Here is a 25,412-nt window from a genome sequence, read left to right as displayed (position 1 = left end):
TGGGGAGGCGGTTCCCGCAGGCCGGGAAAAGTCGTCACGGGCGTGAAACGCAGGATGGGTCGAGCGCAGCGATACCCAGGCTGATCCGGCGCCGGACAGTGACGGGTATCGCTGCGCTCCACGTCATCCTACGAGAGGCTCTTCCTGTTCAGACCGTGACGGTTGAGCTTGCGGTACAGGGTATTGCGGCTGATGCCCAGCTGTTGCGCGGCACGGCTGATGTGCCAGCGCTGCGCTTCGAGCACTTCCAGCAGCGCGTTGCGCTCGGCCACGCCGAGGGTGTCACCGCCCTCCCCGGCCAAGGCGACCGGAGCCGCAGCGGCAGCCGGCGCGCGACGCAGGTCCGGCGGCAGGTCGGCCATCTGGATGCGGCCGCCGTCGCACAGCGCACAGAGCGTGCGCAGCACGTTGCGCAACTGGCGCACGTTGCCCGGCCAGGGGAAGTCCAGCAGGTGCCGGCGCACATCGTCATCCAGGCGCACGCTGCGGCCCTTGCTCTCCTCGGCCAGCAAGTGGTCGAGCAGTGCGCCGCGGTCTTCACGCTCGCGCAGTGGCGGCAGCGCGACCACCAGGCCGTTGAGGCGGTAGTAGAGGTCTTCGCGAAACTGCCCGGCGGCTACCAGCGCTTCCAGGTCACGGTGGCTGGCGCTGATCAGGCGGATATCCACATCCTGCGGCTCACCACCGATGGGCACCACCTGGCGCTCTTCCAGCACACGCAGCAGGCGGGTCTGCAGTGCCAGCGGCATGTCGCCGATTTCGTCGAGGAACAGCGTGCCGCCGTCGGCCTGCTGCAGCTTGCCGCGCATGCCTTCCTTGCGCGCGCCGGTGAAGCTGCCACCACGATAGCCGAACAGTTCGCTCTCGATCAGGGTCTCGGGAATCGCCGCGCAGTTCAGCGCAACGAAGCTCTTGCCGACGCGCTCGCCACCCAGATGCACGGCGCGGGCGAAAGCCTCCTTGCCGGTGCCGGTCTCGCCCTGCAGCAGCAGTGGCACGTCGTGGGCGTAGACCTTCAGCGCACGGCGGAAATCGTGGGCCAGTTGCGGGTCGTCGATGCACAAGCCTTTCGCCAGAGGCGCGCGCGGCAGGACCGGCGCGGCGGCGATGGGCCGCTTGCCGCGCAGCAGCGCATACAGCGTGCGCCCGGCCTGGGTGCGCAGCGGCCAGCTGGCGTTGGGATGCGGGTCGGCGCGGCTGAACAGGTCGTCCAGCCGGCAATCGAAGCACTGTTCCAGCGAGCGGCCGATCAGGCTTTCCCGGCGGCTGCCGAGCAGGTTGATGGCGCTCTGGTTCGCCGCGCGGATGCGCCCATCGCCGCCGAAGGCCAGCATGCCTTCGCTGAACAACCCGAGGCCGTCGGGTTGCAGGTGGAAGCGCAGCAGCCACTGGTCCTCGAAATGGCGCAGGAAGTAGCAGCTCTCGATGGCCTTGGCCGACAGGTTGACCAGCGCCATGGTGTGGAACTGGCTCTGCCGCGACACGTCGCGGCGCGCGGAGGAAACGTCGAGCACCGCCAGCAGTTCGCCCTGCGGGTCGAACACCGGGCTGGCCGAGCAGGTCAGGCCTGTGTGGCGGCTGCGGAAATGTTCGTCCTGGTGAATGGTCAGCGCCTGGCGCTCCACCAGGCAGGTGCCGATGCCGTTGGTGCCTTCGCGGGCCTCGCTCCAGTCGGCGCCGAGCCAGAGTCCGGCCTGCTCGAAGGTACGCCGCTCGGCGGCTTCGCTGACGCAGTTGAGGATCACCCCACGGGAATCGGTGAGCAGCACCGCGTGTCCGGCGCCGGACAGCTGCTGGTGCAGGCTGTTCATCTCGTCGCTGGCGATCTCCAGCACCTGGCGGTGGCGCTCGCGGACCTCGAGCATGCGCGCGTGTTCGAGCACGGCGGGCGCCATGGGTTGCGCCGGGTCGAGGTGGTACTGCTCCAGGCAGCGCATCCAGGAGCGGGCGATCGATGGGTCCGCGCCGGGGGCACCGGCGGGGGCCTTGCCCTCGGCCACGGTCATGACCTGGCGGGCGTGGCGGCTCAAATCGTTGGCGCGCATTCTTGTTGTTCTCCGCTTGGGGACGGGGAGGCAGCCCCGAATTCCAACGAAGTCTTGTAGGACCTTTCTCTTCCTACAGAAAGCGATGGAACGCAGGACAGCATCCCCCACGCGCCAGCCCAATGCAACGCCTGGCCGACCGTCAGGTCACGACTGTCACGAAAACGGGACAAAGTGTCACGAGGCACTGTGCCAGAGGCGTAACAGCGCACTTTCCGGAGCATCACCAGCCACCCGCCCAGCCCATGCGCGGCGCGCCTTTCACTGGCATGGCCCGGCCCTTGCTCTACGCTTGTTCAACGTCCTCCCCAACAAGCACAAGACCCAGGAGATCCGACCATGCGTTATGCCCATCCCGGTAGCGAAGGCGCCATCGTTTCGTTCAAGGCGCGCTACGGCAACTACATCGGCGGCGAATTCGTCCCGCCGGTGAAGGGTCAGTACTTCACCAACACCTCGCCGGTGAACGGCCAGCCCATCGCCGAGTTCCCCCGCTCCACCGCCGAGGACATCGACAAGGCGCTGGACGCCGCCCACGCCGCCGCCGATGCCTGGGGCCGCACCTCGGTGCAGGACCGTTCGCTGGTGCTGCTGAAGATCGCCGACCGTATCGAACAGAACCTGGAACTGCTGGCCGTCACCGAGACCTGGGACAACGGCAAGCCGATCCGCGAAACCCTCAACGCCGACATCCCGCTGGCTGCCGACCACTTCCGCTACTTCGCCGGCTGCATCCGCGCGCAGGAAGGCAGCGCCGCCGAGATCAACGACAGCACTGTCGCGTACCACATCCACGAACCGCTGGGCGTGGTCGGGCAGATCATCCCGTGGAACTTCCCGCTGCTGATGGCGGCGTGGAAGCTCGCCCCGGCACTGGCCGCCGGCAACTGCATCGTGCTCAAGCCGGCCGAGCAGACCCCGCTGGGCATCTGCGTGCTGATGGAAGTAATCGGCGACCTGCTGCCCAAGGGCGTGCTCAACGTCGTCCAGGGCTTCGGCAAGGAAGCCGGTGAAGCGCTGGCCACCAGCAAGCGCATCGCCAAGATCGCCTTCACCGGCTCGACCCCGGTGGGCTCGCACATCCTCAAGTGCGCTGCCGAGAACATCATTCCGTCCACCGTGGAACTGGGCGGCAAGAGCCCGAACATCTACTTCGAAGACATCATGCAGGCCGAGCCGACCTTCATCGAGAAGGCCGCCGAGGGCCTGGTGCTGGCCTTCTTCAACCAGGGCGAGGTGTGCACCTGCCCCTCTCGCGCGCTGGTGCAGGAGTCCATCTACCCGCAGTTCATGGACGTGGTGATGAAGAAGGTGAAGGCCATCAAGCGCGGCGACCCGCTGGACACCGACACCATGGTCGGTGCCCAGGCCTCGCAGCAGCAGTACGAGAAGATCCTCTCCTACCTCGACATCGCCCAGCAGGAAGGCGCGCAGATCCTGGTCGGCGGCTCGGTCGAGAAGCTCGACGGCAACCTCTCCACCGGCTATTACATCCAGCCGACCCTGCTCAAGGGCAGCAACAAGATGCGCGTGTTCCAGGAGGAAATCTTCGGGCCGGTGGTGGGCGTCACCACCTTCAAGGATGAAGCCGAAGCGCTGGCGATCGCCAACGACACCGAGTACGGCCTGGGCGCGGGCGTCTGGACCCGCGACATCAACCGTGCATACCGCATGGGCCGTGGCATCAAGGCTGGCCGCGTGTGGACCAACTGCTACCACCTGTACCCGGCGCATGCTGCCTTCGGTGGCTACAAGAAATCCGGCGTGGGCCGCGAGACCCACAAGATGATGCTCGACCACTACCAGCAGACCAAGAACCTGCTGGTCAGCTACGACATCAACCCGCTGGGCTTCTTCTGAGTTTGTTCTGAGTCACCCGCCCGGCGCGAGCCGGGCACCTCCTCACATCGATCCTTGCGCGGCCCACGGGCCGCGCTTTTTTATGCCTGGGGGAAACTGGCCTCTCATGAAAGCCCGCGCCGGGGCTTCCCCTCTCCCCTGCCCTCTCCCTGAAGGGAGAGGGAGCAGATCGTGCCGGCTGACGATGTGGTTTCACCCAGCGCCGAACAGTCCCCTCTCCCTTCAGGGAGAGGGTTAGGGAGAGGGCAGCCCCTCGCGCAGGGTTTCATGTAGCGGGCCACACAATGGAAAGACTCAGCTGGCGTCGCTACGCCACTGCAGAGGGCTCACCCCGAACCACCGGCGGAAGGCGCGGGAGAACGCACTGGTCTCGGAATACCCCAGCAGCGGCGCCAACTCGGAGATCGGCCGCTGCGGCTGGCGCAGGTAGTGCAACGCCAGCTCACGGCGGGTGTTTTCCACCAGCTGACTGAAGCTCAGCCCGGCCTCGCGCAAGCGCCGCTGCAGGCCGGCGGTAGTGAGCTCCAGCTGCTCGGCAATGATCTCCAGCGACGGCTCGCCATCCGCCAACGCCAGGCGAATCTGCGTGCCGGCGTCCTCCACCAGATTGGGCGCACTGCCCTGCTCGCCCAGCCGACGGATGACGTCCTGCACCAGGAACAGCAAGTTGGCATCGCGCTCGGGCATCTGCCGGCCGTAGAGGTCGCGCTTGGGAATCAGCATCGAATTGCAGCCGCGCTGGAACAGCACCGGCGCATCGAACACCCGCCCGTGTTCCTGCCAGCCTTCCGGCCGAGCGTGCTCGAAGCTCACCGCACGCGGCGCCCACTCGGAGCCGAGCGCGTGGCGCATCAGGTTCAGCGCCATCCCTAAGGTCAGCTCGGCGTCCTGGCGGCGGTCAAGGATCGCGCCGTGGCGAACCTGGTAGTCGAAGCGATAGCACTCCCCGCAATCCACCAGGCGGATCAGGGTGTCGTGCTGGTGATAGGGGAAAGCGGCGGCGAAGTTCTTCAGCGCCTCTTCCAGCGTCTCCGAACACAGCCCGACGTAGCCCAGCAGGCCCAGCTCACGGGGGCGGAATTGCTCACCGTAGCGCAGCCCGAAGTTGTCGCAGCCCGACTGTCGCGCAGCCTCCTCCAGCACCTGGCAGTAGTTGGTCAGTGCCAGGCTCAGGGTCGGATGCAGCAGGCGCTCCGGGTCGATGCCGGCGCGACCGAAGACGCGGTCGATGTCGCCGCCCTGGTCGCCGATGAAGCGACCCAGGCCGCTGGCGGCAGCGGACAGCACGCCGATGTTGCTGGCCAGGGGCAGGCTCAGGCCGGACGGGGAAAACAGAGGCTGGCTCATGTCGGTTACCGATCTTGTTATGAGGTGCTCGGGGCACGTCGCACGCGGGAACAGGGAACGAGAAAACAAAGCAAATCCCATGCCTCGCCGATCCGTTACCAACGCCCCCCGACATGGCGCCACGCCTGGCCTGCAGCTGCCACAGCACGGGGCAGGCGGGCGATTTCCAGCACCAGAAGCGAGCACCGCGCGCACGGTGGGGCGATGGGTAACAACCAGTTGACTCTGCATGGCGAAAGCCGGTTCCAGCGGTCAAGTCTTGCGCGGCAGTGCGCCACTACCATCGAGTCTCAGGTATCCGTCCACGCCCCTGCGGCCCGCCCCACTTGCGGCCTATCCCTTGCGGAGAGAGGAATAACAACAATGAGCGCATCACAACTCAAACCAACGCTTGGCACCCTTCACCTCTGGGGGCTCGCCGTGGGCCTGGTGATCTCCGGCGAGTACTTCGGCTGGAGCTACGGCTGGGCCGCCGCCGGTACCCTGGGCTTCCTCGTCACCACGCTGATCGTCGCGGTGATGTACACCTGCTTCATCTTCAGCTACACCGAGCTGACCACCGCCATCCCCCACGCTGGCGGGCCCTTCGCCTATAGCCTGCGGGCGTTCGGCAAGACCGGCGGGATGATCGCCGGCATCGCCACCCTGATCGAGTTCGTCTTCGCCCCGCCGGCCATTGCCATGGCCATCGGCGCCTACCTCAACGTGCAGTTCCCCGGCCTCGATCCGAAGTGGGCGGCCACCGGCGCCTATGTGATCTTCATGACCCTGAACATCCTCGGCGTAAGCATCGCCGCCACCTTCGAACTGGTGGTGACCGTGCTGGCGGTGGCCGAGTTGCTGGTGTTCATGGGCGTGGTCGCACCGGGCTTCAGCTTCAGCAACTTCGTGCTCAATGGCTGGGCCGGCTCGGATGTATTCGGCTCCACCGCCATGGCCGGCATCTTCGCCGCAATCCCGTTCGCCATCTGGTTCTTCCTCGCCATCGAGGGCGCGGCCATGGCGGCCGAAGAGGCGAAAGACCCGAAACGCACCATTCCGCGCGCCTACATCGCCGGCATCCTGACCCTGGTGACCCTGGCCATCGGCGTGATGATCTTCGCCGGCGGCGTCGGCGACTGGCGCGCCCTGTCGAACATCAACGACCCGCTGCCGCAGGCGATGAAAGCCGTGGTCGGCAACAACTCGACCTGGATGCACATGCTGGTGTGGATCGGCCTGTTCGGCCTGGTGGCGAGCTTCCACGGCATCATCCTGGGTTACTCGCGGCAGTTCTTCGCGCTGGCCCGCGCCGGCTTCCTGCCGCGTGGCCTGGCCAAGCTGTCGCGCTTCCAGACTCCACACCGCGCCATCCTCGCCGGCGGCGCCGTAGGCATCGCGGCGATCTTCAGCGACGGCCTGATCAGCCTGCAAGGCATGACCCTGACGGCGGCGATGATCACCATGAGCGTGTTCGGCGCCATCGTCATGTACATCATGAGCATGTTCAGCCTGTTCAAGCTGCGCCGCAGCGAGCCGGACCTGGAGCGCAGCTTCCGCGCACCGGGCTACCCGGTGGTGCCGGCCATCGCGCTGGTCCTGGCGCTGGTCTGCCTGGCCGCCATGCTCTGGTTCAACAACGTCATCGCCTCGGTGTTCCTGGTGCTGATGATCGGCGGCTGCTCCATCTGCAGCATCGTCATCAGCCTCAACCGCGGCACCGACGCATCGTTCGCCAGCCAGGGCTGAGGAGTAGCGCCATGTCCGGATTCGTCCACAGCGTCGGTGGCCAGACCTGGCGCTTCGACAGCCTGCGCGAGGTGATGGCCAAGGCCAGCCCGGCGCGCTCCGGCGACCGCCTCGCCGGGGTCGCCGCCGGCAGCGACGCCGAGCGCGTCGCCGCGCAGATGGCGCTGGCCGACATCCCGCTCAAGCACTTCCTCGACGAGGCGCTGATTCCCTACGAGAGCGACGAAGTCACCCGGCTGATCATCGACAGCCACGACCGCCAGGCCTTTGCGCCGGTCAGCCACCTCACGGTGGGCGGCCTGCGCGACTGGCTGCTCGGCGATGCCGCCGACGAAGCCAGCCTGCGCGCCCTGGCGCCCGGGCTGACACCGGAAATGGCAGCCGCGGTATCGAAGATCATGCGTGTGCAGGACCTGGTACTGGTCGCGCAGAAAATCCGCGTGGTCACCCGTTTCCGCAACACCATGGGGCTGCGCGGACGCATGTCCACACGGCTGCAGCCCAACCACCCGACGGACGATCCGGCCGGCATCGCCGCCAGCGTGCTCGACGGCCTGCTCTACGGCAACGGCGACGCCATGCTCGGCATCAACCCGGCCACCGACAGCCTGCAGTCGATCTGCACCCTGCTGGAGATGCTCGACGCGATCATCCAGCGCTACGAGATTCCCACCCAGTCCTGCGTGCTCACTCACGTCACCAGCTCCATCGAGGCGATCAATCGCGGCGCGCCGCTGGACCTGGTGTTCCAGTCCATCGCCGGCACCGAAGCGGCCAACGCCAGCTTCGGCGTGAGCCTGTCGATCCTCAAGGAAGGCTACGAAGCGGGGCTGTCGCAGAAGCGCGGGACGCTCGGCGACAACCTCATGTACTTCGAGACCGGCCAGGGCAGCGCGCTGTCGGCCAACGCCCACCACGGCGTCGACCAGCAGACCTGCGAGACCCGCGCCTACGCGGTGGCGCGGCATTTCAAGCCGTTCCTGGTGAACACCGTGGTCGGCTTCATCGGCCCGGAATACCTGTACAACGGCAAGCAGATCATCCGCGCCGGGCTGGAAGACCACTTCTGCGCCAAGCTGCTCGGCGTACCCATGGGTTGCGACATCTGCTACACCAACCACGCCGAGGCCGACCAGGACGACATGGACATGCTCCTGACCCTGCTGGGCGTGGCCGGCATCAATTTCATCATGGGCATCCCCGGCTCCGACGATGTGATGCTCAACTACCAGACCACCTCCTTCCACGACGCGCTCTACGCGCGCCAGACGCTGGGCCTGCGGCCAGCGCCGGAATTCGAAGCGTGGCTTGCGCGCATGGAAATCCTCCACCAGCAGGATGGCCGCGTGCAGATGGCCGGCCAGCTTCCCGGCGCCTTCCGCCACGCGCTCGCGCAGCTGTCCTGAGTTGAGGAGTTTTCGATGAGCGACAGCTTCACCCCCAACCCCTGGCAGGAACTGCGTCGACTGACCGCCGCGCGCATCGCCCTGGGCCGCGCCGGCACCAGCCTGCCGACCGGCGCGCAACTGGACTTCCAGTTCGCCCATGCCCAGGCGCGCGACGCCGTGCACCTGCCCTTCGACCGCGAGGGCCTCGCCGCGCAACTGGCCGGACACGGCCGCGCCACCTTGCTGCTGCACAGCGCTGCCGCCGACCGCGACACCTACCTGCAACGCCCTGACCTGGGCCGCCGGCTGAACGAGGAATCGGTGGAGACCCTGCGTCGCCACGCCGACCGCCACCCGCAGGGTTATGACCTGGCGGTGGTGATCGCCGACGGTCTCTCGTCGCTCGCGGTGCAACGTCACAGCCTGCCCCTGCTTCAGCGTATGGAGGAGCAGGCGCGCAACGAAGGCTGGAATCTTTCCCCGGTGGCGCTGGTGCAGCAGGGCCGGGTCGCCGTGGCCGACGAAGTCGCCGAGCTGCTGCGGGCGAAGATGGTGGTGATCCTGATCGGAGAGCGCCCCGGCCTGTCCTCGCCGGACAGCCTCGGCCTGTACTTCACCTGGGCGCCGAAGGTCGGCCTGAACGATGCCTACCGCAACTGCATCTCCAACGTGCGCCTGGAAGGCCTCAGCTACGGTCTCGCCACGCACCGGCTGCTGTATCTGATGCGCGAGGCCTGCCGCCGGCAGCTGTCGGGGGTGAACCTGAAGGACGAGGCGGAGTTGCCGACGCTGGAGGGCGGCGGGCCGGGGGCGAACTTCCTGCTGACCTGAAAGCAGCACGGGCGGCTCTTCGTAGGACCGAGGGGGCGCCTGGCCCTTGCTCGCGAACGGGTTTCCAGCAGCTCCGTCGCCGAGGCGTTTCGCGAGCAAGCTCGCTCCTACAGTCCGTCGCCCCCTGAACATTCCCCTGTCACCACCCCACAAAACTTTCCAAGCAAGCTATCTCCTACAGCGTCTCAAGCCCCGTCTGCCAACCATTCCAGATCAAACGCTCGCTTGGATTGCGCTTTCAACAATTTCTAGTGCAGCATCGGACCAATGGCTATTCGCTGGCATAGCCCCTGCATCGCCATACCAGCCCACTCACCTCCCGCCGAGGCCCGCTTATGCGCATCGTGCAAGCCACGCTCGACCACCTCGATCTGCTCGCGCCGCTGTTCGTCAAATACCGTGAGTTCTACGGCATGCTCCCCTACCCCGAGTCTTCGCGGAAATTCCTCGAGAAGCGCCTGCGCCGCAAGGAATCGGTGATCTACCTGGCCCTGCCGGATGACGACGACAGCAAGCTGCTGGGCTTCTGCCAGCTCTACCCGAGCTACTCCTCGCTATCGCTCAAACGCGTATGGATCCTCAACGACATCTATGTCGCCGAAGAGGCTCGACGCCAGCTGGTCGCTGACCACCTGCTGCAGACCGCCCGGCAGATGGCCCGCGAGACCCAGGCCGTGCGCATGCGCGTGTCCACCAGCGTCAATAACGAAGTGGCGCAGAAGGTCTACGAGTCCATCGGTTTCCGCGAGGACAGCGAGTTCAAGAACTACATCCTGCCGATCAGCGACGATCTCAACTGAGGAGCTGATCCACGGTGCGGAGCGGCCCGCTGGCATCGGCGGGCCCGGCGCATTAGAGTGCAACCAGCGGAATCACCGCGGCCTCCGCATGAAGGGATCCCATGCGTATTTCCCTGCTTGTTCTGCGCACCGCCTGTCTCTGTCTCGCCTTCCTGGGCGCCAACGCCCAGGCCCAGACCCTGCGCATCGCCACCCTGGAATGGTCGCCCTACGTCGGCAGCGACCTGCCGGGCAACGGGCTGGCCAGCCGCATCCTGAACGAAGCCCTGGCGCTTAACGGCGACAAGGCAGAACTGGTCTTTCTGCCCTGGCAACGGGCCCTCAACGAATCCCGCGAGGGCCGTTTCGATGCACTGATGCCGGCCTACCTGTCGCCAGACCGCAGCCAGGACTTCTACACCTCGATGCCACTGCTGGACTCCCAGCTCGGCTTCTTCCGCCGCCGCGACCGCGCCCTGCCGATCAACCCGCGCGACCTCGACACTCTGCGACCCTACCGCATCGGCGTAGTGCGCGGTTACGTCAATCAAGAGCGCTTTGACGCCGCCGACTTCCTCAACAAGGACGTGGTGAGCAGCGACTGGCAGAACCTGGAAAAACTCCTGCGCGGGCGTATCGACCTGGCCGTGGTGGACCGCTACACCGGCTACCAGTTGCTCAGCCAGAACGCCCCGGCATTGCGCGAGCAACTCGAGTTCGTCGACCCTCCGCTGGAGATCAAGCCACTCTACGTGCTGGTGCCGAAGAAGCGCGCCGAAGGCGAAGCCCTGGCCGCCAGCCTCGATCGCGGCTTGCGCACCCTGCGCCGCAGCGGCCGTCTTCAGCAACTGATCGCCGAGGCACGTCTGGAAAGCGCGATGAACACCCGCGAAGTCGCTGCGCATCCGCTGGCCGAGCAGTTGCCGGCGACCAGCGATCAGCACGGGGCCACTCTGACTCCCCGGACGACAACGGACCTGCTGAGCTGGCAGGCGAGCCTGCTCTAGGACCGTGCGCCGGGCATTTGTCACAAGGCATTGCCGCGTTCACAGCGACAGGATTTTCACGCAGAAGCTGTAATATCCTCCCGCGGACCTCCGTCGCAGGATTCGACGGAGCGCGCCCCCGGCAGCCCGGCCGCGCCTTATAATGGGCGGCCCGGCCGTTCACCTTGTTGTCAGACAGGCTTCTCATGGAATTCAACCCGATCGACCTGATTCTCCACCTCGACACCTACCTGTCGCTGGCGGTGGCCAACTATGGCACCTGGATCTACGCCATCCTCTTCCTGGTGATCTTCTGCGAGACCGGCCTGGTGGTGACACCCTTCCTGCCGGGCGACTCCCTGCTCTTCATCGCCGGCGCCATCTGCGCCGCGGGCGGCATGGACCCGTGGATGCTCGGCGGCCTGCTGCTGCTCGCGGCGATCAGCGGTGACAGCACCAACTACGTGATCGGCCGAACCCTGGGCAAACGCCTGTTCAGCAACCCGGACTCGAAAGTCTTCCGCCGCGACTACCTGGACCAGACCCACGCCTTCTACGAACGCCACGGCGGCAAGACCGTGACCCTGGCGCGCTTCCTGCCCATCGTGCGGACCTTCGCCCCCTTCGTCGCCGGCATGGCCTACATGCCCTATGCGCGCTTCCTGTTCTTCAGCGTGGCCGGCAGCATCGCCTGGGTCGGCGGCCTGGTCACCCTGGGCTTCTTCTTCGGCAATGTGCCGTTCATCAAGCAGAACCTCTCGGTGATGATCGTCGCCATCATCGCCTTCTCCCTGGTGCCCATGCTGATCGGTTTCATCCGCCACAAGATGCGCCCCTCGGCCAAGGCCCAGCCCGGCGAGCACTGATCCGCCCATGTGGTCGTTCAGCGCCTGGCGCCGCCGGCGCTTCCTCGCCCGCTATCCGCTTGACGCAGAGCTGTGGGCGCAGGTGCGCGGGCACCTGCCGATCCTCGACGGTCTGAGCGAAGAAGAGCTGCGCCGGCTCGGCGAGCGGGCGCTGCTGTTCCTGCGCGACAAGCGCCTCTCGCCACTGCCGGGCATCGAACTGGACGACTACCGCCGCCTGCTGCTGGCCACCCAGGCAGAATTACCACTGCTGCACCTGCCGGACCTGAACTGGTACGGCGGCTTCCATGAGCTGGTCCTGTATCCCGACGACTTCGTCAGCCCGCAGAAGCACCGCGACCCGGCGGGCGTCATGCACGAATTCGACGACGAGCGCGCCGGTGAGACCTCGTTGCAGGGCCCGGTGATTCTCGCCTGGCCCGGCGTGGAAAACGGCGGTGGCTGGGATGCCTATAACCTGGTGATCCACGAACTGGCCCACAAGCTCGACATGCTCAATGGCGATGCCAACGGCATGCCACCGCTGCACCGCGACATGCGCGTCGCCGACTGGGCCGCCGCCATGCAGGCCGCCTACGACGACCTGAACCGCCAGCTCGACCACAATCCGCAGGCGCACACCGCCATCGACCCGTACGCGGCGGAAAATCCGGCCGAGTTCTTTGCCGTCACCAGCGAGTACTTCTTTACCGCTCCGGACCTCCTTTGGGCGGCCTATCCCAAAGTCTATGAACAGCTTTCGCTGTTCTACCGGCAAGATCCGCTCTCGCGCCTGCACAAGCTTCAGGCCGATCACCCCGAATATCAGGAAACTCAGGCGCACTAGGCGATGTCTGTGGCTTGGACACGGCAATCTGCCTATAATCCGCCGCACTTTTTCGGCCCGACCACTATCTGGAGTCGTCCATGAGCTACAGCAGCATCCCGGCTGGCAAAGACCTGCCGAACGACATTTACGTCGCCATCGAGATCCCGGCCAACCACGCGCCGATCAAGTACGAAATCGACAAGGACACCGACTGCCTGTTCGTCGACCGTTTCATGGCCACCCCGATGTTCTACCCGGCCAACTACGGTTTCATCCCGAACACCCTGGCCGACGACGGTGACCCCCTGGACGTGCTGGTCGTTACCCCGTACCCGGTCGCTCCGGGTTCCGTGATCCGCGCCCGTCCGGTTGGCGTGCTGAACATGAGCGACGAAGCCGGCGGCGACGCCAAGCTGATCGCCGTGCCGCACGACAAGCTGAGCGTGCTGTACCACGACGTGAAGGAATACACTGACCTGCCGGCCCTGCTGCTGGAGCAGATCAAGCACTTCTTCGAGAACTACAAGGATCTCGAGAAGGGCAAGTGGGTGAAGGTCGAAGGCTGGGGCGACACCGCCCAGGCTCACGACTACATCAACAAGGCCGTCGCTGCCTTCCAGGCCAAGTGATGGTGGCGCGGGTGACCGCGCCGTGAAGAGCCCCGCCCAGGCGGGGCTTTTTCATGACTGGGATTAGGCTTTTCGTCCCGACTTTGCTACCATCTTCGCCCCGCACGCAGCTCGCTGCGCTGCCACAGAATCAAGGCGGTCCGCCCTACCAGAAGTAAGGTTGGACCACCCCCTGAAAGCCGGCCACAAGCCGGCTTTTTTAATGCCCGCAAGCCTTGCGGAGCGCGGCATCGTGAAAGCTCGGGATATAGCACCCACACTTCGACCCACACCTTGCGGCAGCCGGCTCGGAGTGCGGGATCGCACTGCAGTCAACCATCCGCCTGCATTCGTCCTGACCACCAACTGCAGCGAATCTCACCGGAATGGTTTGAAACCATGATCGACGGGGCAGGCCCGGAAGCGGGCGACTGCCACCAGACATCTGAGCTTTACTCTTTTCGCCCACCTCGCATTCGCGATCCTGAAGACCGGATGGACGTCATTGACGGCTGAATACGCGTCTATCTGACGCATTGCGCCGGTGCCCGCGTATTGCGCTTTCTGCGCGGTGGCCGGTTCAAGGGTGAAAGCGGCTTTGCCTGGGGCTCAGCAGTCGTTGTCGGAGGCCCGGTTCCGCTCGCTCCATTCGCAGGGGTCATTGCCTGGCTACTTCATCGCAGCGCTGATTGAGTGAAAGTCCGCTATAGGCCGCCAGATGCAACGACCGACCATCAACGAAGATGGCTTGCGATCAGCAGTCCTGCGGAGCGTCCCTGCCTCGCTCAGACACACCCCGCACGTTGACCGAATCTGCTCGGAAACAACACGCCCGATGCAATGCATCGGGCGAGGGGGAATGGAGCAGATCTGACAGCGGCGCTTTTCTGCCTGACGGCGCGTTAGGGCGTCATGTTGATGCCGTTGGGGTTCTTCGAGACCGGCGTGGTCTTGACCACCTTGCCTTCCTTCAAGTCGACCATCGACACCGAATCAGCGAAGGAGTTGGTGACGTAGGCATAGCGTCCTTCGCGATCGATCACCACCCCATGGGCACCGGCACCCGTCTCCACCGTTTTTGCGACCTTGAAGTGTTCCAGATCGATCACGCTGACCGAGTTGCCAGGTTTTTCACGGGAGCCCTGGTTCGCCACCACAACAGTGCGCGAATCCGGCGTGGCGAACAGCTGGATCGGCATGTTGCCCACGCTCACCTTGTGCACCACCTTGCGAGTGGCGGTGTCGATCACCGCGACCGCGTTCTCGCCAGCCAGCGACACAGCGACCAGACGCCCGTCCGGCGTGAAGCCGACCTGCGCCGGCATCTTGCCTACCGGAATCTGTGCCACTTCCTTGCGGCTGGCCGTATCGACCACCGACACCGTGCCGCCCTTCATGTCGGCGAGGTAGATTTCCTTGCCATCCGGGCTGATGCGCAGACCATGCGGGAACTTGCCGACTGCGATGGTCGTCACCGGGCTGCGGCTCACCGCGTCGATCACGCTGATGGTGTTGTCACCGCTGTTGGTGACGTAGGCCGTGCTGCCATCCGGGGATACCACCACATGCGCCGGGTGCTTGCCCACCGGAACCTTGGCGACGATGGCTTCGTTGCCGGCATCGATGACCCACACCGCGCCAGGCTTGTCCACGTGACCGCCCTCGGCCTCCTTCTTCGCCTCGGCATTACCTGCCTTGCTCGGCTCCCCCATGTTGGTCACCCAGATGAACTTCCCATCGGGCGATACCTGCACGTTGTGAGGCTTCATGCCGACATGGATGCTGCTCAGCGGCTTCAGCGAAGCGGCGTCCAGCACGTCGACCACGGCCGCGCCCTCGTTGGCGGTATAGACCTTGTCGGCGGCAAAGGCGCTTCCGGCGAAGGCCAGCAGGCCAATCTGTACGGCTGCCAGAAGCTTGTTCTTGATGCTTTGCATGTTGGTCACTCCTTGTTGAGAAACGGGTACTCGTCTGCGCCGGCTTCATCAGCGAGCCGACGCAGTCATCTGTTTGAGGTCATCACCGACGAACTCGGCCCGGTTGCTTCTCCCGGCTCAGGGATGCAGCGGGGCACATCGCGCAGGCCGTAGCCGTCGGCAACGAGTGAAGGTTATGAGTGGTGGAATCTCCGAGCGCCTGAACAGGGCTGCGGGATGATCCTGGGCGCATTCATCCGAACGCTTCGTACGAGGCATATCCGTGTCCACCTTTCGAGAGGTTGGGCGTCAGCAGCCTGCCGACGCCCTGCTGCGGTTAGCGGCAGCAGCAGCCGCGTTTTTCCTTGACCGCGTTTCCATTGGCATTGGCGTTCTTCGCGCCCACTTTTTCCGGGGTATAGCCGGCGGCAAGCACCGCTTCGAAGAAGCGCTCCGAATCCACGATGGAGTCGATCTCCAGTCGACGTGCTGGCAAGTCGACTACCACGCCGGCTCCAGCGTCTACCGCGGCGACAGCCTTGCGCAGGGTGGCTTCACAGTGGCCGCAGGTCATGTCTTTGACTTCAATGCTGATCATCTCTGGGACTCCAGTTGTTGAGTGGATGGAGCCACTTTCAACCTTGACACAAGGTCAAGGTCAATACGCATCGAAGCGTTTTTTTTGCCTCCGGACAGACGGTCCTGATGCGCTGAGTCCTGGCTGAAGGTGCACGACAGAACTCCCCGGCTCACGACCGTCCCCACTGCATACAGACGGCAAATTCAATGACCTGCTCCCACCTATGAGGTGGAGCTGCGGCTCTGCACTTCGTCCATCTTCCGCGCCAACTCTTCGGGCGTGAGGATTTGCTTCTCGAAGCAGATGTTGGCGAATGCCACTATCCAGCGCTCGTAATAGCTGAGGGCCGAGATCATCTGAGCACCGAGCGCTTCGACGCCGCGTCGCTTCTCTTCGGTATTGATGATCTTGTGGAAGTCCAGTACGTCCGCGAGGGCATGACAACGCTTCTCCCAGGGCTCCAGTACGTGCTCACTTCGATCGATCGGACCCGCTTCCTCGCCACCGATGTCATTGGGGAGTTTGCGGACCAGGTTTTCCGACTGCGTCATGGGGCGCTCCTTGCGGTTGGTGCAGTGGCGGGAATGACTCCGATCATCGAGTCGCGCGTCACGAGATCTGCCAGTTCTTTCTCGCTGAAGTTATCCGTTCCCTCTGGCCGTCTTGGCACGACAAGGAATCGCACCATCGCCGTTGAGTCACTGACGCGGATCTCGACATCGTCTGGAATCAACGTACCGAATTCGGCAAGCACCAGGCGCGGCTCACTGACTGCACGCGCACGGTAGGGCTTGAGCTTGTACCAGTCCGGCGGCAGCCCCAGGAGTGGCCGGGGATAACAGGAACAGAGCGTGCAGACGATCAGGTTGTGCACCTTCTCGGTGTTTTCCAGTGCAATCAGCTGGGTGTCGTCATAGAAGCTGACCCCCAGCTCCTCGCACGCGGCTCGGCCGTTGGCCAGCAGGCGCGCCTTGAACGCCGGGTCGGTCCATGCTCGCGCGACAACCATGGAACCCAGAGCAGGCGTGCGCGAGTCCAGCACTTCGATCTGCCGCCTGATCTCGTCGGCGCCCAGGTATCCCTTGGCCACCAGGAGCTCCCGGACGGCCGTCTCCATGATCTCGTAGTAACCTGGCCCGCCGGACTCGGCGATCTCCTCGTGGGCATGTTCGTGATCATGCCCATGGTCGTGTCCATGTCCTGTCTTACTCATTGCTCGATGCTCTCCAGCCAGGTTTCGTAGACCTCGATCCGTAGCCCGTCATGGGCCGAGCCGGCGTAGTGCGGCCAGATTTCGGTCATGGGGAATGCCACACGGTAGTAGTGACGCTTTGCACCTGCGTTGCGGCCAAAGCCTTCCTGCTCGTTGTCGACACCTACAGGCTCGACGACAGCTTCGATGGTGCCCACCTTGCCGCGAATGTAGGTGGGCACGCGGTAGTGCCCCACTGGCGAGCGAGTGGCAATACGCACCCGGTCCCCGGCACGGAAGGGGGGCTGCTCTCCCAGCGCGAAGACGACATTGGCAGTGGGGACAGGAGCATTCCAAGGGCGAACAGACATGGGGTTTCCTCCTCGGCTGAGGACCTTTGCCGATGTTCAGATTGGATGGAAATTGCGACTTCTCGAAAAGTCGACCAGCTCTACCTCAAGCCAGCCACGCCCTGAAGCAAAGGCTCCAGGACAGCCAGCGCAGCCACGTGGTCCTGCGGCAAGCCGTACTCCGCAGCGAGAACCCCGGCAGCATCTTGATAGTCGATGTGGGTAGTGCCTTGCTCGTCCTCCCAGACCACCGCGCGCAACGGCAACTCCACCGCTGCGTGGGGGTTGGCCTGCATGGCAGGCGTACCGCCTCTGGGATTCCCGAACAGGATGAGCTGGGTCGGCCGCAGGGTAGTCCCGGCCTGCTGTGCAGCGGCCCGCTGATCGATATCCGCGAAGATGGTGACTCCGTGCGACTGCAATGTCTGGTGGAGCCGCAAAAGCGTGGTGGCAAAGTCGAATTGGCTGGTAATCGTCCGTGTGCGTGATGGATGTTCCATGGATCAGCCTCGGCAGTCGCAGGTAAAAGGAACCACGAAGACGATAGTCCGTCGCCGACAGACTGCCAGAGAAACCTGCATCGCCATGTGTCCCCCTTGAAGTCTGTCGCGGGCCCGGAGCAGCGTACGGAAAGTGGACACTCCCTCCGCGATACGGGTCGGAGGCCAACACACGGCGTGTCTGCCAACCAGGCGCCTCGCCGACATCATGGATCACTCCTCGTGTTCGCTGCCCTGTCGAGCCGAGCCGCCTCCAGGTTGCCGCGAGTCACAGGCACAGACCTTCCGGTGCTGTGATCAGTCAACGTCTTCGCAGGCGGAAGTGGCTTGGAGACAAAGCTCTCGAGCACAGTGACCACCCCACCACGGGCGAGGAAATCCGCTTGGGCGTCAGCCAGCGCCTGGCGCGCCTCCTGCGGCGTACGGTAGTTCCTGTAGTCCATGGGAATACTGGCGGCCTGCAAGATGGCCGATTCGTCATCGGCATTCGACGCCAGGGTCTGCAAGGTGGCGGGTGGCGCGCGCAATGGCTTGGTCCGGGACACGATGTGCTTCCTCCCATCAGGTATGGATTCGTCGGCGAACTCCCAGGCAAGGCTCAGTAAAACATCTGTGGGCCACCCTTTAGTTGAATTGGCAACACCAACGAGTTACTTCGCCGCTCCCGGCTACGCCAGTGAGCTTCAGAACTCTTACCCAGCCTTTGGAGACAAGACACATCATTACTTCACCACAGGAGATTATTAATAACCAAACAACTTAAAACCCACCACCCAGTGCACGCCAGCCATCTACCCTAACCACGCCAGCAAACATCACACACCGCCAGCGATTCGCCTTGCCAAAGACAAACAGCCTGCCTGCACGCAACAACAAATCGATAATGAGAACCGCTGACCACCCAGCCAGATCCCTTACCACGAGATTAAAGCCCGGCCCTTGAAATCATAATAATATTTCACGAAATCATTATTCAGACCAATCACTTCAAATAGTGTTGCAATGGGTTGTCGGCTTTGAGCAACCGGCTTAGCTTGATTCCGTCGCCAACCAGGCGAGCTCCGGCATTCATAGGAGGCAACAGCATCCGAAGCATCAAGTCTGTAGAGACTACGCCACCTAAATTCTTTACCAACCAATCATCGATTAACTTCCAGGTGTTGCACTGCACCCAGAACGAGCACTTCGTTATTACCGCCGCAGACAACGCCAGTGATACAGAGTTACTGCAGGCCCTGCGAGAACACGGAATAGCCGTCTGGTTTACGCCAGCACCTGCTCATCAACTTCGGCTGGCAGTCAGCGCTCCAGTTTTCATAAGAGTTATTCGTGGCGAAAACTGAAATCTGCAAATCCGCCCTACCGGACCAGGCTAGCCGCCGAATTGATAAATGATCGATGCCATCCCTGGAGATATCCATGACTGACGTTCTAAACGCCCCTGATTCGGATCGCTTCAATCCGAATACCACCGCACTACTGTTCACGGACCCTCAAATTGAAGTTCTGACCGAGAATGGCGGCGCCTGGCCTTTCGTGAAGGAGGCCGTGGAAGCCAACCGTACGCTGGAAAACATCGAGCGGCTATTCAAGGCGGCAAAGGCCCACAGCTATGAGGTGTTCGTCTCCCCGCACTATTACTACCCAACCGATCATAACTGGCATTTCCACGAGCCTCTCGGCCAGGTCATGCACTTCAACCACATGTTCGAACGCCGCAGCCCTCTCAGCCTGGAAGGATTCGCAGGTTCCGGAGCCGATTGGGTACCGTCCCTGCGGCCCTATATCGAAGACGGCAAGACCATCGTCGTCTCACCACACAAGCTGTACGGCCCGGAAACCAACGATCTGGTCCTGCAATTGCGCAAGCGCGGCATCCAGCGCGTCATCCTCGGTGGAATGCTGGCCAACATGTGCGTCGAGGCTCATGCCCGCGAGCTGATCGAACAGGGTTTCGAACTGGTCATCGCCCGCGATGCTACTGCCGGCCCTCGCCATCCCGAATGGGGTGACGGCAATGTCTCGGCACAGATCAACTTCCGCTATCTCGCGCGCGATGTGCTCAGTACGGACGAAATCCTCCAGCGCCTGGCCCCTGCCCCTCTCTGACTCTCGCCAGCGACCTTTCACCCGATACCTCGTCATCGGAATCGGCCGGGCGCGAGCAACGCCCCACTACCGGTGACTACTGCAGCTGACCCACATTCTCTCAACTGGAACGTCAACATGACCCCGTCCCTCAGAAAGACCCTGATCTCGGTTTGCCTCCTCTCCTCCATTACCCTGCTGCCTGTGCACACTTTCGCCGCCCAGGCCGCTGATGCCACCCTGTACTCGGTGAACCGCGGTGACCCTGCACTCAAAGCTGGCGGCAAGTACATCGACCAGATGGTGTCGGACTTCATGAAGAAGAACGACCTGCCCGGTCTGTCGATGGCGATCGTCCAGGCACCCTATATCCCGCGCGCAGCCGGTTACGGCCTGGCAACCGCAAGCAACGATGAACTGGCATCGATCAAGACGTCCTGGAACGTCGGCCAGATCACCCAGGCCTTCACCGCGGTGGCTATTTTCCAGCTGGTGGAAATGGGCAAGCTGGACGTTTCCGAACCCGTCTCCCGCTACATCACCGATGCCCCGCGCAGCTGGCATGACATCACGATCCTTGAACTGATGCAGCACGCTTCCGGAATCCCGGACTTCCGCCACCATGGCTACAAGGCGGACCAGGCGTATACCCCAGAAGAGCTGATCGACCTGGTGAAGGACAGCTCCCTGCTGTTCAAACCGGGTACCAACGTGCGCGACAGCGCCACCGACTTCATCCTGCTCGGCAAAATCGTCGAGAAGGTGAGCGGCATGTCCTATGAGGACTTCGTCTGGAAGTACCAGATCAAGCCCCTGGACCTCAAGAACACGATGTTCCCGGCTGACATGGCGACCCGCGTACACCTTGACCGCCCCACTCCGACCAAGGTCGGTAATCAACACTCGAAATTCAAGGCTGACCAGGTCTTCATCGACCCCAGCGAGGCGGCAACTGGCTACCGGAGCGTAAACGGCAAGAACGTGGCCGTCGGCATCAATGAATCGAAGAACCTCTACGCCTATGGCGGCATCTGGTCCTCCGCAGAAGACATCAGCCGCTGGGACATCGCCCTCGCCGGCAGCGTTCTGCTCAAGGACGCCGCTCACCGCGACACCATCTACAAACCGGCCAAGCTGAAGAACGGCAGCGTAGTTCCGGCGATGGCCGGGTGGGAATTCACCCGTCATCCAGGCTTCCTCGAGATCAAGGGCAGCAACGCTGGCTTCAGCGCCTACCTGAGCCGCTTCACCGCCGGCGACGAACTGGTCTGCGTCACCCTGATCACCAACAAGCAGGATGTCGACATGACTGCGCTGGGACGAGACATCGCCGAGGCGTACAAGCCGGGCCTTGGGTCCGGACTGGATTCGGACAAGGTGGTCAACCTGGAAAGCAAGTTCAGTGTGGATGAAACCATCACCCGCCTGAAGGAAGACCTCGCTCTGCACAAAGTGCCGGTATTCGCCGAGTTCGACCACGAGAAGAACTCCCGTGGTACCGGTAGCCAATTGCGCCCGACCAAGGTCCTGGTGCTGGGCAACCCAAACGTCGGCAGCAAGGTGATGCTCGACAAGCAGGGCGCGGCACTTGACCTGCCCCTGCGCGTCGCGGTCTGGCAGGATGAGCGCGGCCGCGTCTGGGCGGGTTACGAGAACCTCGACCAGCTGTCGCAGAAGTACGGCATCACCGACACTGCGACACTCGATAAAATGACCCGCTTCATGAACGATCTGCTGCTCAAGGCGGTTAGCGTCTACCAGCCCTGAGACATCGTCAGGACGTGAGGTCAAACTTGCGGAGTGGCAGCCGTGATCCGTCAGCTGCCGCTCCGGAACCAGCCCGATCACGCGTCACTGAATATCGTTTCCGGAAACCCACGCCCCTGAATGCACAAGGCCCGCTCGTAGCGGGCCTTGTGCATTTCAACCATCGCAATCCATTGCTGGCGAAGGAACGCCTCCGCGTACGGCCCTTAGGCGCTGACCAGGGCCATGAAAGCGTCGAGATTCGCGATGCCAAGGGGACCAGGCAGTTGTACGACAGTTCCTGGCGCGGCCAGCAGTGTCGGATCGGTGCAGAGGTACTTCATGTCGTAGAACAGCGCATTGCGGTAGACACCGGCCGTCGAACCTCGCTGCAGCGGCTCGGTGTTGAGCAGTCGGGAACTACTGATCATCACATCGAACGGCATGGATGTGCAGCGACCCAGAATGCGCATTTCCTGCAGCGACGAGGCGACTGCAATGCGGAAATAGCCCAACTGGTTCAGCATCTGCTCCTTCCAGAGTGCCTCGCGATGCAGGTTCTCGGTAATCAGGATTCGCAGGTGCTTGTTGGCCATGGTGCCGTACTCGGGGTAGATGATTAAACGTTGTGCCTTTGCGCCCACCGCTTTACTGGACCGGCTAGCGGGCGCCAGGATGATCCGCGCAAAGCTGCTCACACGCCGCCTCGCAGCGGGTGAGCGACGATGGGTTTCCATCAGCCGTTGTCTACGTTGTCTACAACGAACGATTCGCTTCCCCTCCTTCCGGTTTGTCTTTTCCCGGGGGGGGTTTCCGCTCATTGGCAACCACGACAATGACTCGTACCTGGCGTGGGTATCGTTAGAGCGAAAGCTCGGCAAGCCGCCTAACTACGCTCAACCAAACACGCAACAGAGCCAGCGGGAAAGCCTCCTCGTGAAGTCGGCACACTAGAAGCCGCATTCACGGCGGACGACTCAGACCGGAGGGCGAAATACAGCCGATACACGAAGAAGCTGGAAATCTAGAAATAGAGCTTACCGGTGGCTTCGGATAGCTTTTCCAGGCCATGCAATCGATACCAGGCCGTGCTGCTTGCACAGGATTGATCGTCCTTGCCGCAACTTTCCACGCTGGCCGAGGCCGTATAACCCACGAGGAGGAAAGTGCAGCAAAGCCATACAGCGGATATCGCCAGAGTCTTTTTCATCTTGTCTATCCACACCCAATGGAAGCAGGAAATATCGCTGGGCTGACGTTCGGCCTTGGCCGTCGCGCCCTGTCCACATCGATCAATGCTTGCCATCAGTGTGCGCCGCTGACGCCTGCGCGATAACCGCTCAGGGTTGCAAATAACCGACTAATGAAAACCCGCCCCCACCACCCCAGGCGTCGCACCGCGAGGCCCCTGGCATTAACAGGAAAATCCGCCACGCCCGGCAAGAGCGAATAATGAGACATTGAGCAGCGCTCATTTCCTGCCAGGGCAAAGCAAAGAAGGCCGTGACTCATTAATCGGCTCATTAATTATTCAGGCAAAGTTTTCCTCGACTCCCCGTGCTATTTCCGCTGGCCATTCAGTTGCCATGGAGTCATCGAATGCCTGTCATTTCCCCCACGCTCACCACTCGCCTTTATCGCCCACTGTGGGCAATAGGCTCACTGGTCCTCTCCACCGGGATCGTCGGCCCGGCACGCGCGGACTTCCTCACAGACAGCAGTGCGCACCTCGAGTCCAGGACCTATTACTTCAACAGCGACATGCGCGACGGCAGCTCCGCCAATCCGCAGGGTGCCTCCAAGCACGAGGAATCTGCCCAGGGATTCATCCTCGACCTGCAATCGGGCTTTACCGAAGGCCCCATCGGCTTCGGTGTGGATGCCGTGGGCATGCTGGGCCTGAAGCTCGACTCCAGCCCCGCGGACAGCAACAGCGGTCTGCTCCCCTCCAGCGGCCATCAACCGCGTGGCGCTGCCGATCAGTACGCCAAGGCAGGCGTCGCCGGCAAACTGCGCTTCGCCCAGACCCGTCTGAAGTTCGGCGCCCTGTTGCCGGATATGCCGCTGCTCCGGCACGACGACACGCGCCTACTGCCGGCCATGTTCCACGGCACGCAACTGGCGAGCACCGATATCCCCGGACTGATAGTCACCGCGACACGCCTGGAGCGTTACACCGGCCGCGACTCCACCGATGCGCAGGACATCCGCCTGAACTGCAAGAACAAGCGCTACACCTGCGACACCACCGGCAACCGTTTCGACGCATACCAGGCCGACTATCAGATCACCGAGCACTTCCAGTTGCAGTACGCCCGGGGCGGACTGGAAAACGTCTATCGCCAGAGCTTCGTCGGCGTAGTCGGCCGGCAGCCCCTCGGTCCGGGTCAGGCAAACGTGGATCTGCGCTGGTTCGACAGCGACGACGATGGTGCCGCCCGAGCCGGCCGGATCGACAATCGCACCCTGAGCGCCCTGCTCGGCTACAGCCTCGGCAATCACACCTTGAGTGTCGGCTGGCAACGCCTTACCGGCGACAGCTCGATGCCCTACCTAGATGGCAGCACGCCTTACCTGGTCAACTACGTGCAATACAACGATTTCGCCAATGCCGGGGAGCGCTCCTGGCAGCTGCGCTACGACTATGACTTCCGCGGTCTCGGCATTCCCGGCCTGAGCTTGCTCACCCGCTACGTCAGCGGCGACCACATCGAGGTAGCCGGCGACCAGGAAGGCCGGGAGTGGGAGCGCAACGTCGAGTTCAAATACGTGGTTCAGAACGGCACCTTCAAGGGCCTCAATCTCCGACTGCGCAATGCGACCTACCGCACCAACTTCGAAGAGTCCGCACGGGATATCGACGAAACCCGCTTGATCGCCACCTACAACTTCTCGCTCCTCTGACAGGCGAGGAGAAACAGCGCCAGGCCCCGGCAGGCCTGAGGCCGTTAGCCTGGCCGAGGGCTGCCCCGGAACCGGAAGACGGACAGCAGAGAGTCTGCCCGTTCATTAATGGATCATTTGTTTTCTGAGGCCGACCAGCCGGAGTTCCCGCGTGATATCTCGCTGCGATCTTTCACGCTCACGGAGCTATCGCATGTCCGCCCTCAACCTGAACCCGTCCCCGCGTGCGCTCGGCTGTGCCGTCAGCGCCCTGGCACTGGCCGGCAGCTTTGCCATGCCAGTACGCGCGGATTTCCTGAAGGACAGCAGCGCGCGCCTGGAATCGCGCACCTATTACTTCAACCGAGACTTCCGCGACGGCAGCTCGTCCAACCCGCAGGGTGCCTCCAAGCGCGAGGAAACCGCGCAGGGCTTCATTCTCAACCTGCAGTCGGGCTACACCGAAGGCACCGTCGGCTTCGGTGTCGATGCCCTGGCCATGCTCGGCGTGAAGCTCGACTCCAGCCCCGCCGACAGCAACAGCGGCCTGCTGCCCTCCAGCGGCCACGACCCGCGTCAATCCGAGGACCAGTACGCCAAGGCCGGCGTCACCGGCAAGCTGCGCGTCTCCCACACCCAGTTCAAGTACGGCGCGATGCTGCCGGACATGCCGCTGCTCAAGTACAACGACGGCCGCCTGCTGCCCAACATGTTCCACGGCGCGCAGCTGACCAGCGAGGAAATCGCCCACCTCAAGTTCACCGCCACACGCCTGGAGCGCTATACCGCGCGCGACTCCACCGATGCCCAGGACGTGCGCCTGAACTGCAAGAACAAGCGCTACGCCTGCGATACCACCGGCAACCGCTTCGACTCCTACCAGGCCGACTACCAGGTCAACGACCAGCTCC

At 63.4% G+C, this 25,412-nt stretch carries 24 protein-coding genes; 13 read left to right on the top strand and 11 right to left on the bottom strand.

Annotated features, from left to right (window positions below; translation table 11 throughout):
* Positions 1-128: 128 nt before the first annotated feature.
* Entirely contained in the window at positions 129-2,045 is a 1,917-nt protein-coding gene (locus IB256_RS18365) for a sigma-54-dependent Fis family transcriptional regulator (protein WP_192290314.1), read from the bottom strand.
* Between the two features lie 339 nt (positions 2,046-2,384).
* Here IB256_RS18365 and IB256_RS18360 point away from each other — a divergent pair, with 339 nt between their 5' ends.
* The gene (locus tag IB256_RS18360) at positions 2,385-3,905 is read left to right on the top strand and encodes an aldehyde dehydrogenase family protein (protein ID WP_081517256.1); all 1,521 of its coding nucleotides are present in this window, start codon (positions 2,385-2,387) and stop codon (positions 3,903-3,905) included.
* A gap of 294 nt (positions 3,906-4,199) precedes the next feature.
* Here the strand turns inward: IB256_RS18360 and IB256_RS18355 are convergent, their stop codons facing one another.
* Positions 4,200-5,252, bottom strand: coding sequence for an AraC family transcriptional regulator (locus IB256_RS18355; protein ID WP_192403616.1), 1,053 nt, complete (start codon positions 5,250-5,252; stop codon positions 4,200-4,202).
* Positions 5,253-5,615: 363 nt separating this feature from the next.
* Here IB256_RS18355 and eat point away from each other — a divergent pair, with 363 nt between their 5' ends.
* The 8 genes from eat (at position 5,616) to ppa (ending at position 13,267) form a co-directional block, all read left to right on the top strand.
* Positions 5,616-6,980, top strand: coding sequence for an ethanolamine permease (eat, locus tag IB256_RS18350; RefSeq protein WP_192403614.1), 1,365 nt, complete (start codon positions 5,616-5,618; stop codon positions 6,978-6,980).
* 11 nt (positions 6,981-6,991) lie between these two features.
* A complete protein-coding gene (locus IB256_RS18345) occupies positions 6,992-8,386 on the top strand; it encodes an ethanolamine ammonia-lyase subunit EutB (RefSeq protein ID WP_192403612.1) in 1,395 nt (464 codons plus the stop codon).
* A gap of 15 nt (positions 8,387-8,401) precedes the next feature.
* Positions 8,402-9,199 (top strand): ethanolamine ammonia-lyase subunit EutC, encoded by a 798-nt coding sequence (eutC, locus tag IB256_RS18340; protein WP_192403610.1) that lies wholly within the window; start codon positions 8,402-8,404, stop codon positions 9,197-9,199.
* Positions 9,200-9,534: 335 nt separating this feature from the next.
* Positions 9,535-9,999, top strand: a complete 465-nt coding sequence (locus tag IB256_RS18335; protein WP_081517245.1) for a GNAT family N-acetyltransferase — start codon at positions 9,535-9,537, stop codon at positions 9,997-9,999.
* Between the two features lie 101 nt (positions 10,000-10,100).
* A complete protein-coding gene (locus IB256_RS18330) occupies positions 10,101-10,985 on the top strand; it encodes a substrate-binding periplasmic protein (protein WP_192290322.1) in 885 nt (294 codons plus the stop codon).
* Positions 10,986-11,170: 185 nt separating this feature from the next.
* A complete protein-coding gene (locus tag IB256_RS18325) occupies positions 11,171-11,830 on the top strand; it encodes a DedA family protein (RefSeq protein ID WP_192290324.1) in 660 nt (219 codons plus the stop codon).
* A gap of 7 nt (positions 11,831-11,837) precedes the next feature.
* On the top strand, positions 11,838-12,656 hold the full coding sequence (locus tag IB256_RS18320; RefSeq protein ID WP_192403608.1) for a zinc-dependent peptidase: 819 nt from the start codon (positions 11,838-11,840) through the stop codon (positions 12,654-12,656).
* Between the two features lie 80 nt (positions 12,657-12,736).
* Complete coding sequence (ppa, locus tag IB256_RS18315; RefSeq protein WP_081517241.1) at positions 12,737-13,267, top strand: inorganic diphosphatase; 531 nt, start codon at positions 12,737-12,739, stop codon at positions 13,265-13,267.
* Positions 13,268-14,148: 881 nt separating this feature from the next.
* Here ppa and IB256_RS18310 read toward each other — a convergent pair.
* From IB256_RS18310 to IB256_RS18280, 7 genes are all read right to left on the bottom strand, one after another.
* Positions 14,149-15,183, bottom strand: coding sequence for a beta-propeller fold lactonase family protein (locus tag IB256_RS18310; RefSeq protein ID WP_192403600.1), 1,035 nt, complete (start codon positions 15,181-15,183; stop codon positions 14,149-14,151).
* A gap of 316 nt (positions 15,184-15,499) precedes the next feature.
* Positions 15,500-15,760: a heavy-metal-associated domain-containing protein gene (locus IB256_RS18305; RefSeq protein ID WP_192403598.1), complete on the bottom strand. Its 261-nt coding sequence runs from the start codon at positions 15,758-15,760 to the stop codon at positions 15,500-15,502.
* Between the two features lie 203 nt (positions 15,761-15,963).
* Positions 15,964-16,293 (bottom strand): SH3-like domain-containing protein, encoded by a 330-nt coding sequence (locus tag IB256_RS18300; protein WP_192403596.1) that lies wholly within the window; start codon positions 16,291-16,293, stop codon positions 15,964-15,966.
* On the bottom strand, positions 16,290-16,955 hold the full coding sequence (locus tag IB256_RS18295; RefSeq protein WP_192403594.1) for a nitrile hydratase subunit alpha: 666 nt from the start codon (positions 16,953-16,955) through the stop codon (positions 16,290-16,292). Before IB256_RS18295 ends, IB256_RS18300 begins: the two co-directional genes overlap by 4 nt.
* Positions 16,952-17,305 (bottom strand): SH3-like domain-containing protein, encoded by a 354-nt coding sequence (locus IB256_RS18290; protein ID WP_192403591.1) that lies wholly within the window; start codon positions 17,303-17,305, stop codon positions 16,952-16,954. Before IB256_RS18290 ends, IB256_RS18295 begins: the two co-directional genes overlap by 4 nt.
* A gap of 80 nt (positions 17,306-17,385) precedes the next feature.
* Positions 17,386-17,784, bottom strand: a complete 399-nt coding sequence (locus IB256_RS18285) for a DUF302 domain-containing protein (protein ID WP_192403589.1) — start codon at positions 17,782-17,784, stop codon at positions 17,386-17,388.
* Positions 17,785-17,990: 206 nt separating this feature from the next.
* Positions 17,991-18,329 (bottom strand): hypothetical protein, encoded by a 339-nt coding sequence (locus IB256_RS18280; protein WP_192403587.1) that lies wholly within the window; start codon positions 18,327-18,329, stop codon positions 17,991-17,993.
* A gap of 874 nt (positions 18,330-19,203) precedes the next feature.
* On the opposite strand from IB256_RS18280, the gene IB256_RS18275 reads away from it, so the two are divergent.
* Entirely contained in the window at positions 19,204-19,893 is a 690-nt protein-coding gene (locus tag IB256_RS18275; RefSeq protein WP_192403585.1) for a cysteine hydrolase, read from the top strand.
* Between the two features lie 117 nt (positions 19,894-20,010).
* Positions 20,011-21,639, top strand: a complete 1,629-nt coding sequence (locus tag IB256_RS18270; protein WP_192403583.1) for a serine hydrolase — start codon at positions 20,011-20,013, stop codon at positions 21,637-21,639.
* A 206-nt stretch (positions 21,640-21,845) separates the two neighbouring features.
* Here IB256_RS18270 and IB256_RS18265 read toward each other — a convergent pair whose 3' ends face one another.
* Complete coding sequence (locus tag IB256_RS18265; RefSeq protein ID WP_192403581.1) at positions 21,846-22,355, bottom strand: hypothetical protein; 510 nt, start codon at positions 22,353-22,355, stop codon at positions 21,846-21,848.
* Positions 22,356-22,642: 287 nt separating this feature from the next.
* The gene (locus IB256_RS18260; protein WP_192403579.1) at positions 22,643-22,924 is read right to left on the bottom strand and encodes a hypothetical protein; all 282 of its coding nucleotides are present in this window, start codon (positions 22,922-22,924) and stop codon (positions 22,643-22,645) included.
* A 293-nt stretch (positions 22,925-23,217) separates the two neighbouring features.
* Between IB256_RS18260 and IB256_RS18255 the strand changes: the two genes are divergently transcribed.
* Both IB256_RS18255 and IB256_RS18250 read left to right on the top strand, forming a co-directional pair.
* Entirely contained in the window at positions 23,218-24,522 is a 1,305-nt protein-coding gene (locus IB256_RS18255) for an OprD family porin (protein WP_192403577.1), read from the top strand.
* 193 nt (positions 24,523-24,715) lie between these two features.
* On the top strand, positions 24,716-25,412 hold a 697-nt coding region (locus IB256_RS18250), incomplete at its 3' end, for an OprD family outer membrane porin (protein ID WP_192403575.1).

This window comes from Pseudomonas sp. PDM17 (assembly GCF_014851985.1).
GTDB lineage: Bacteria > Pseudomonadota > Gammaproteobacteria > Pseudomonadales > Pseudomonadaceae > Pseudomonas.
This window is presented reverse-complemented; position numbering and strand designations above follow the sequence as displayed.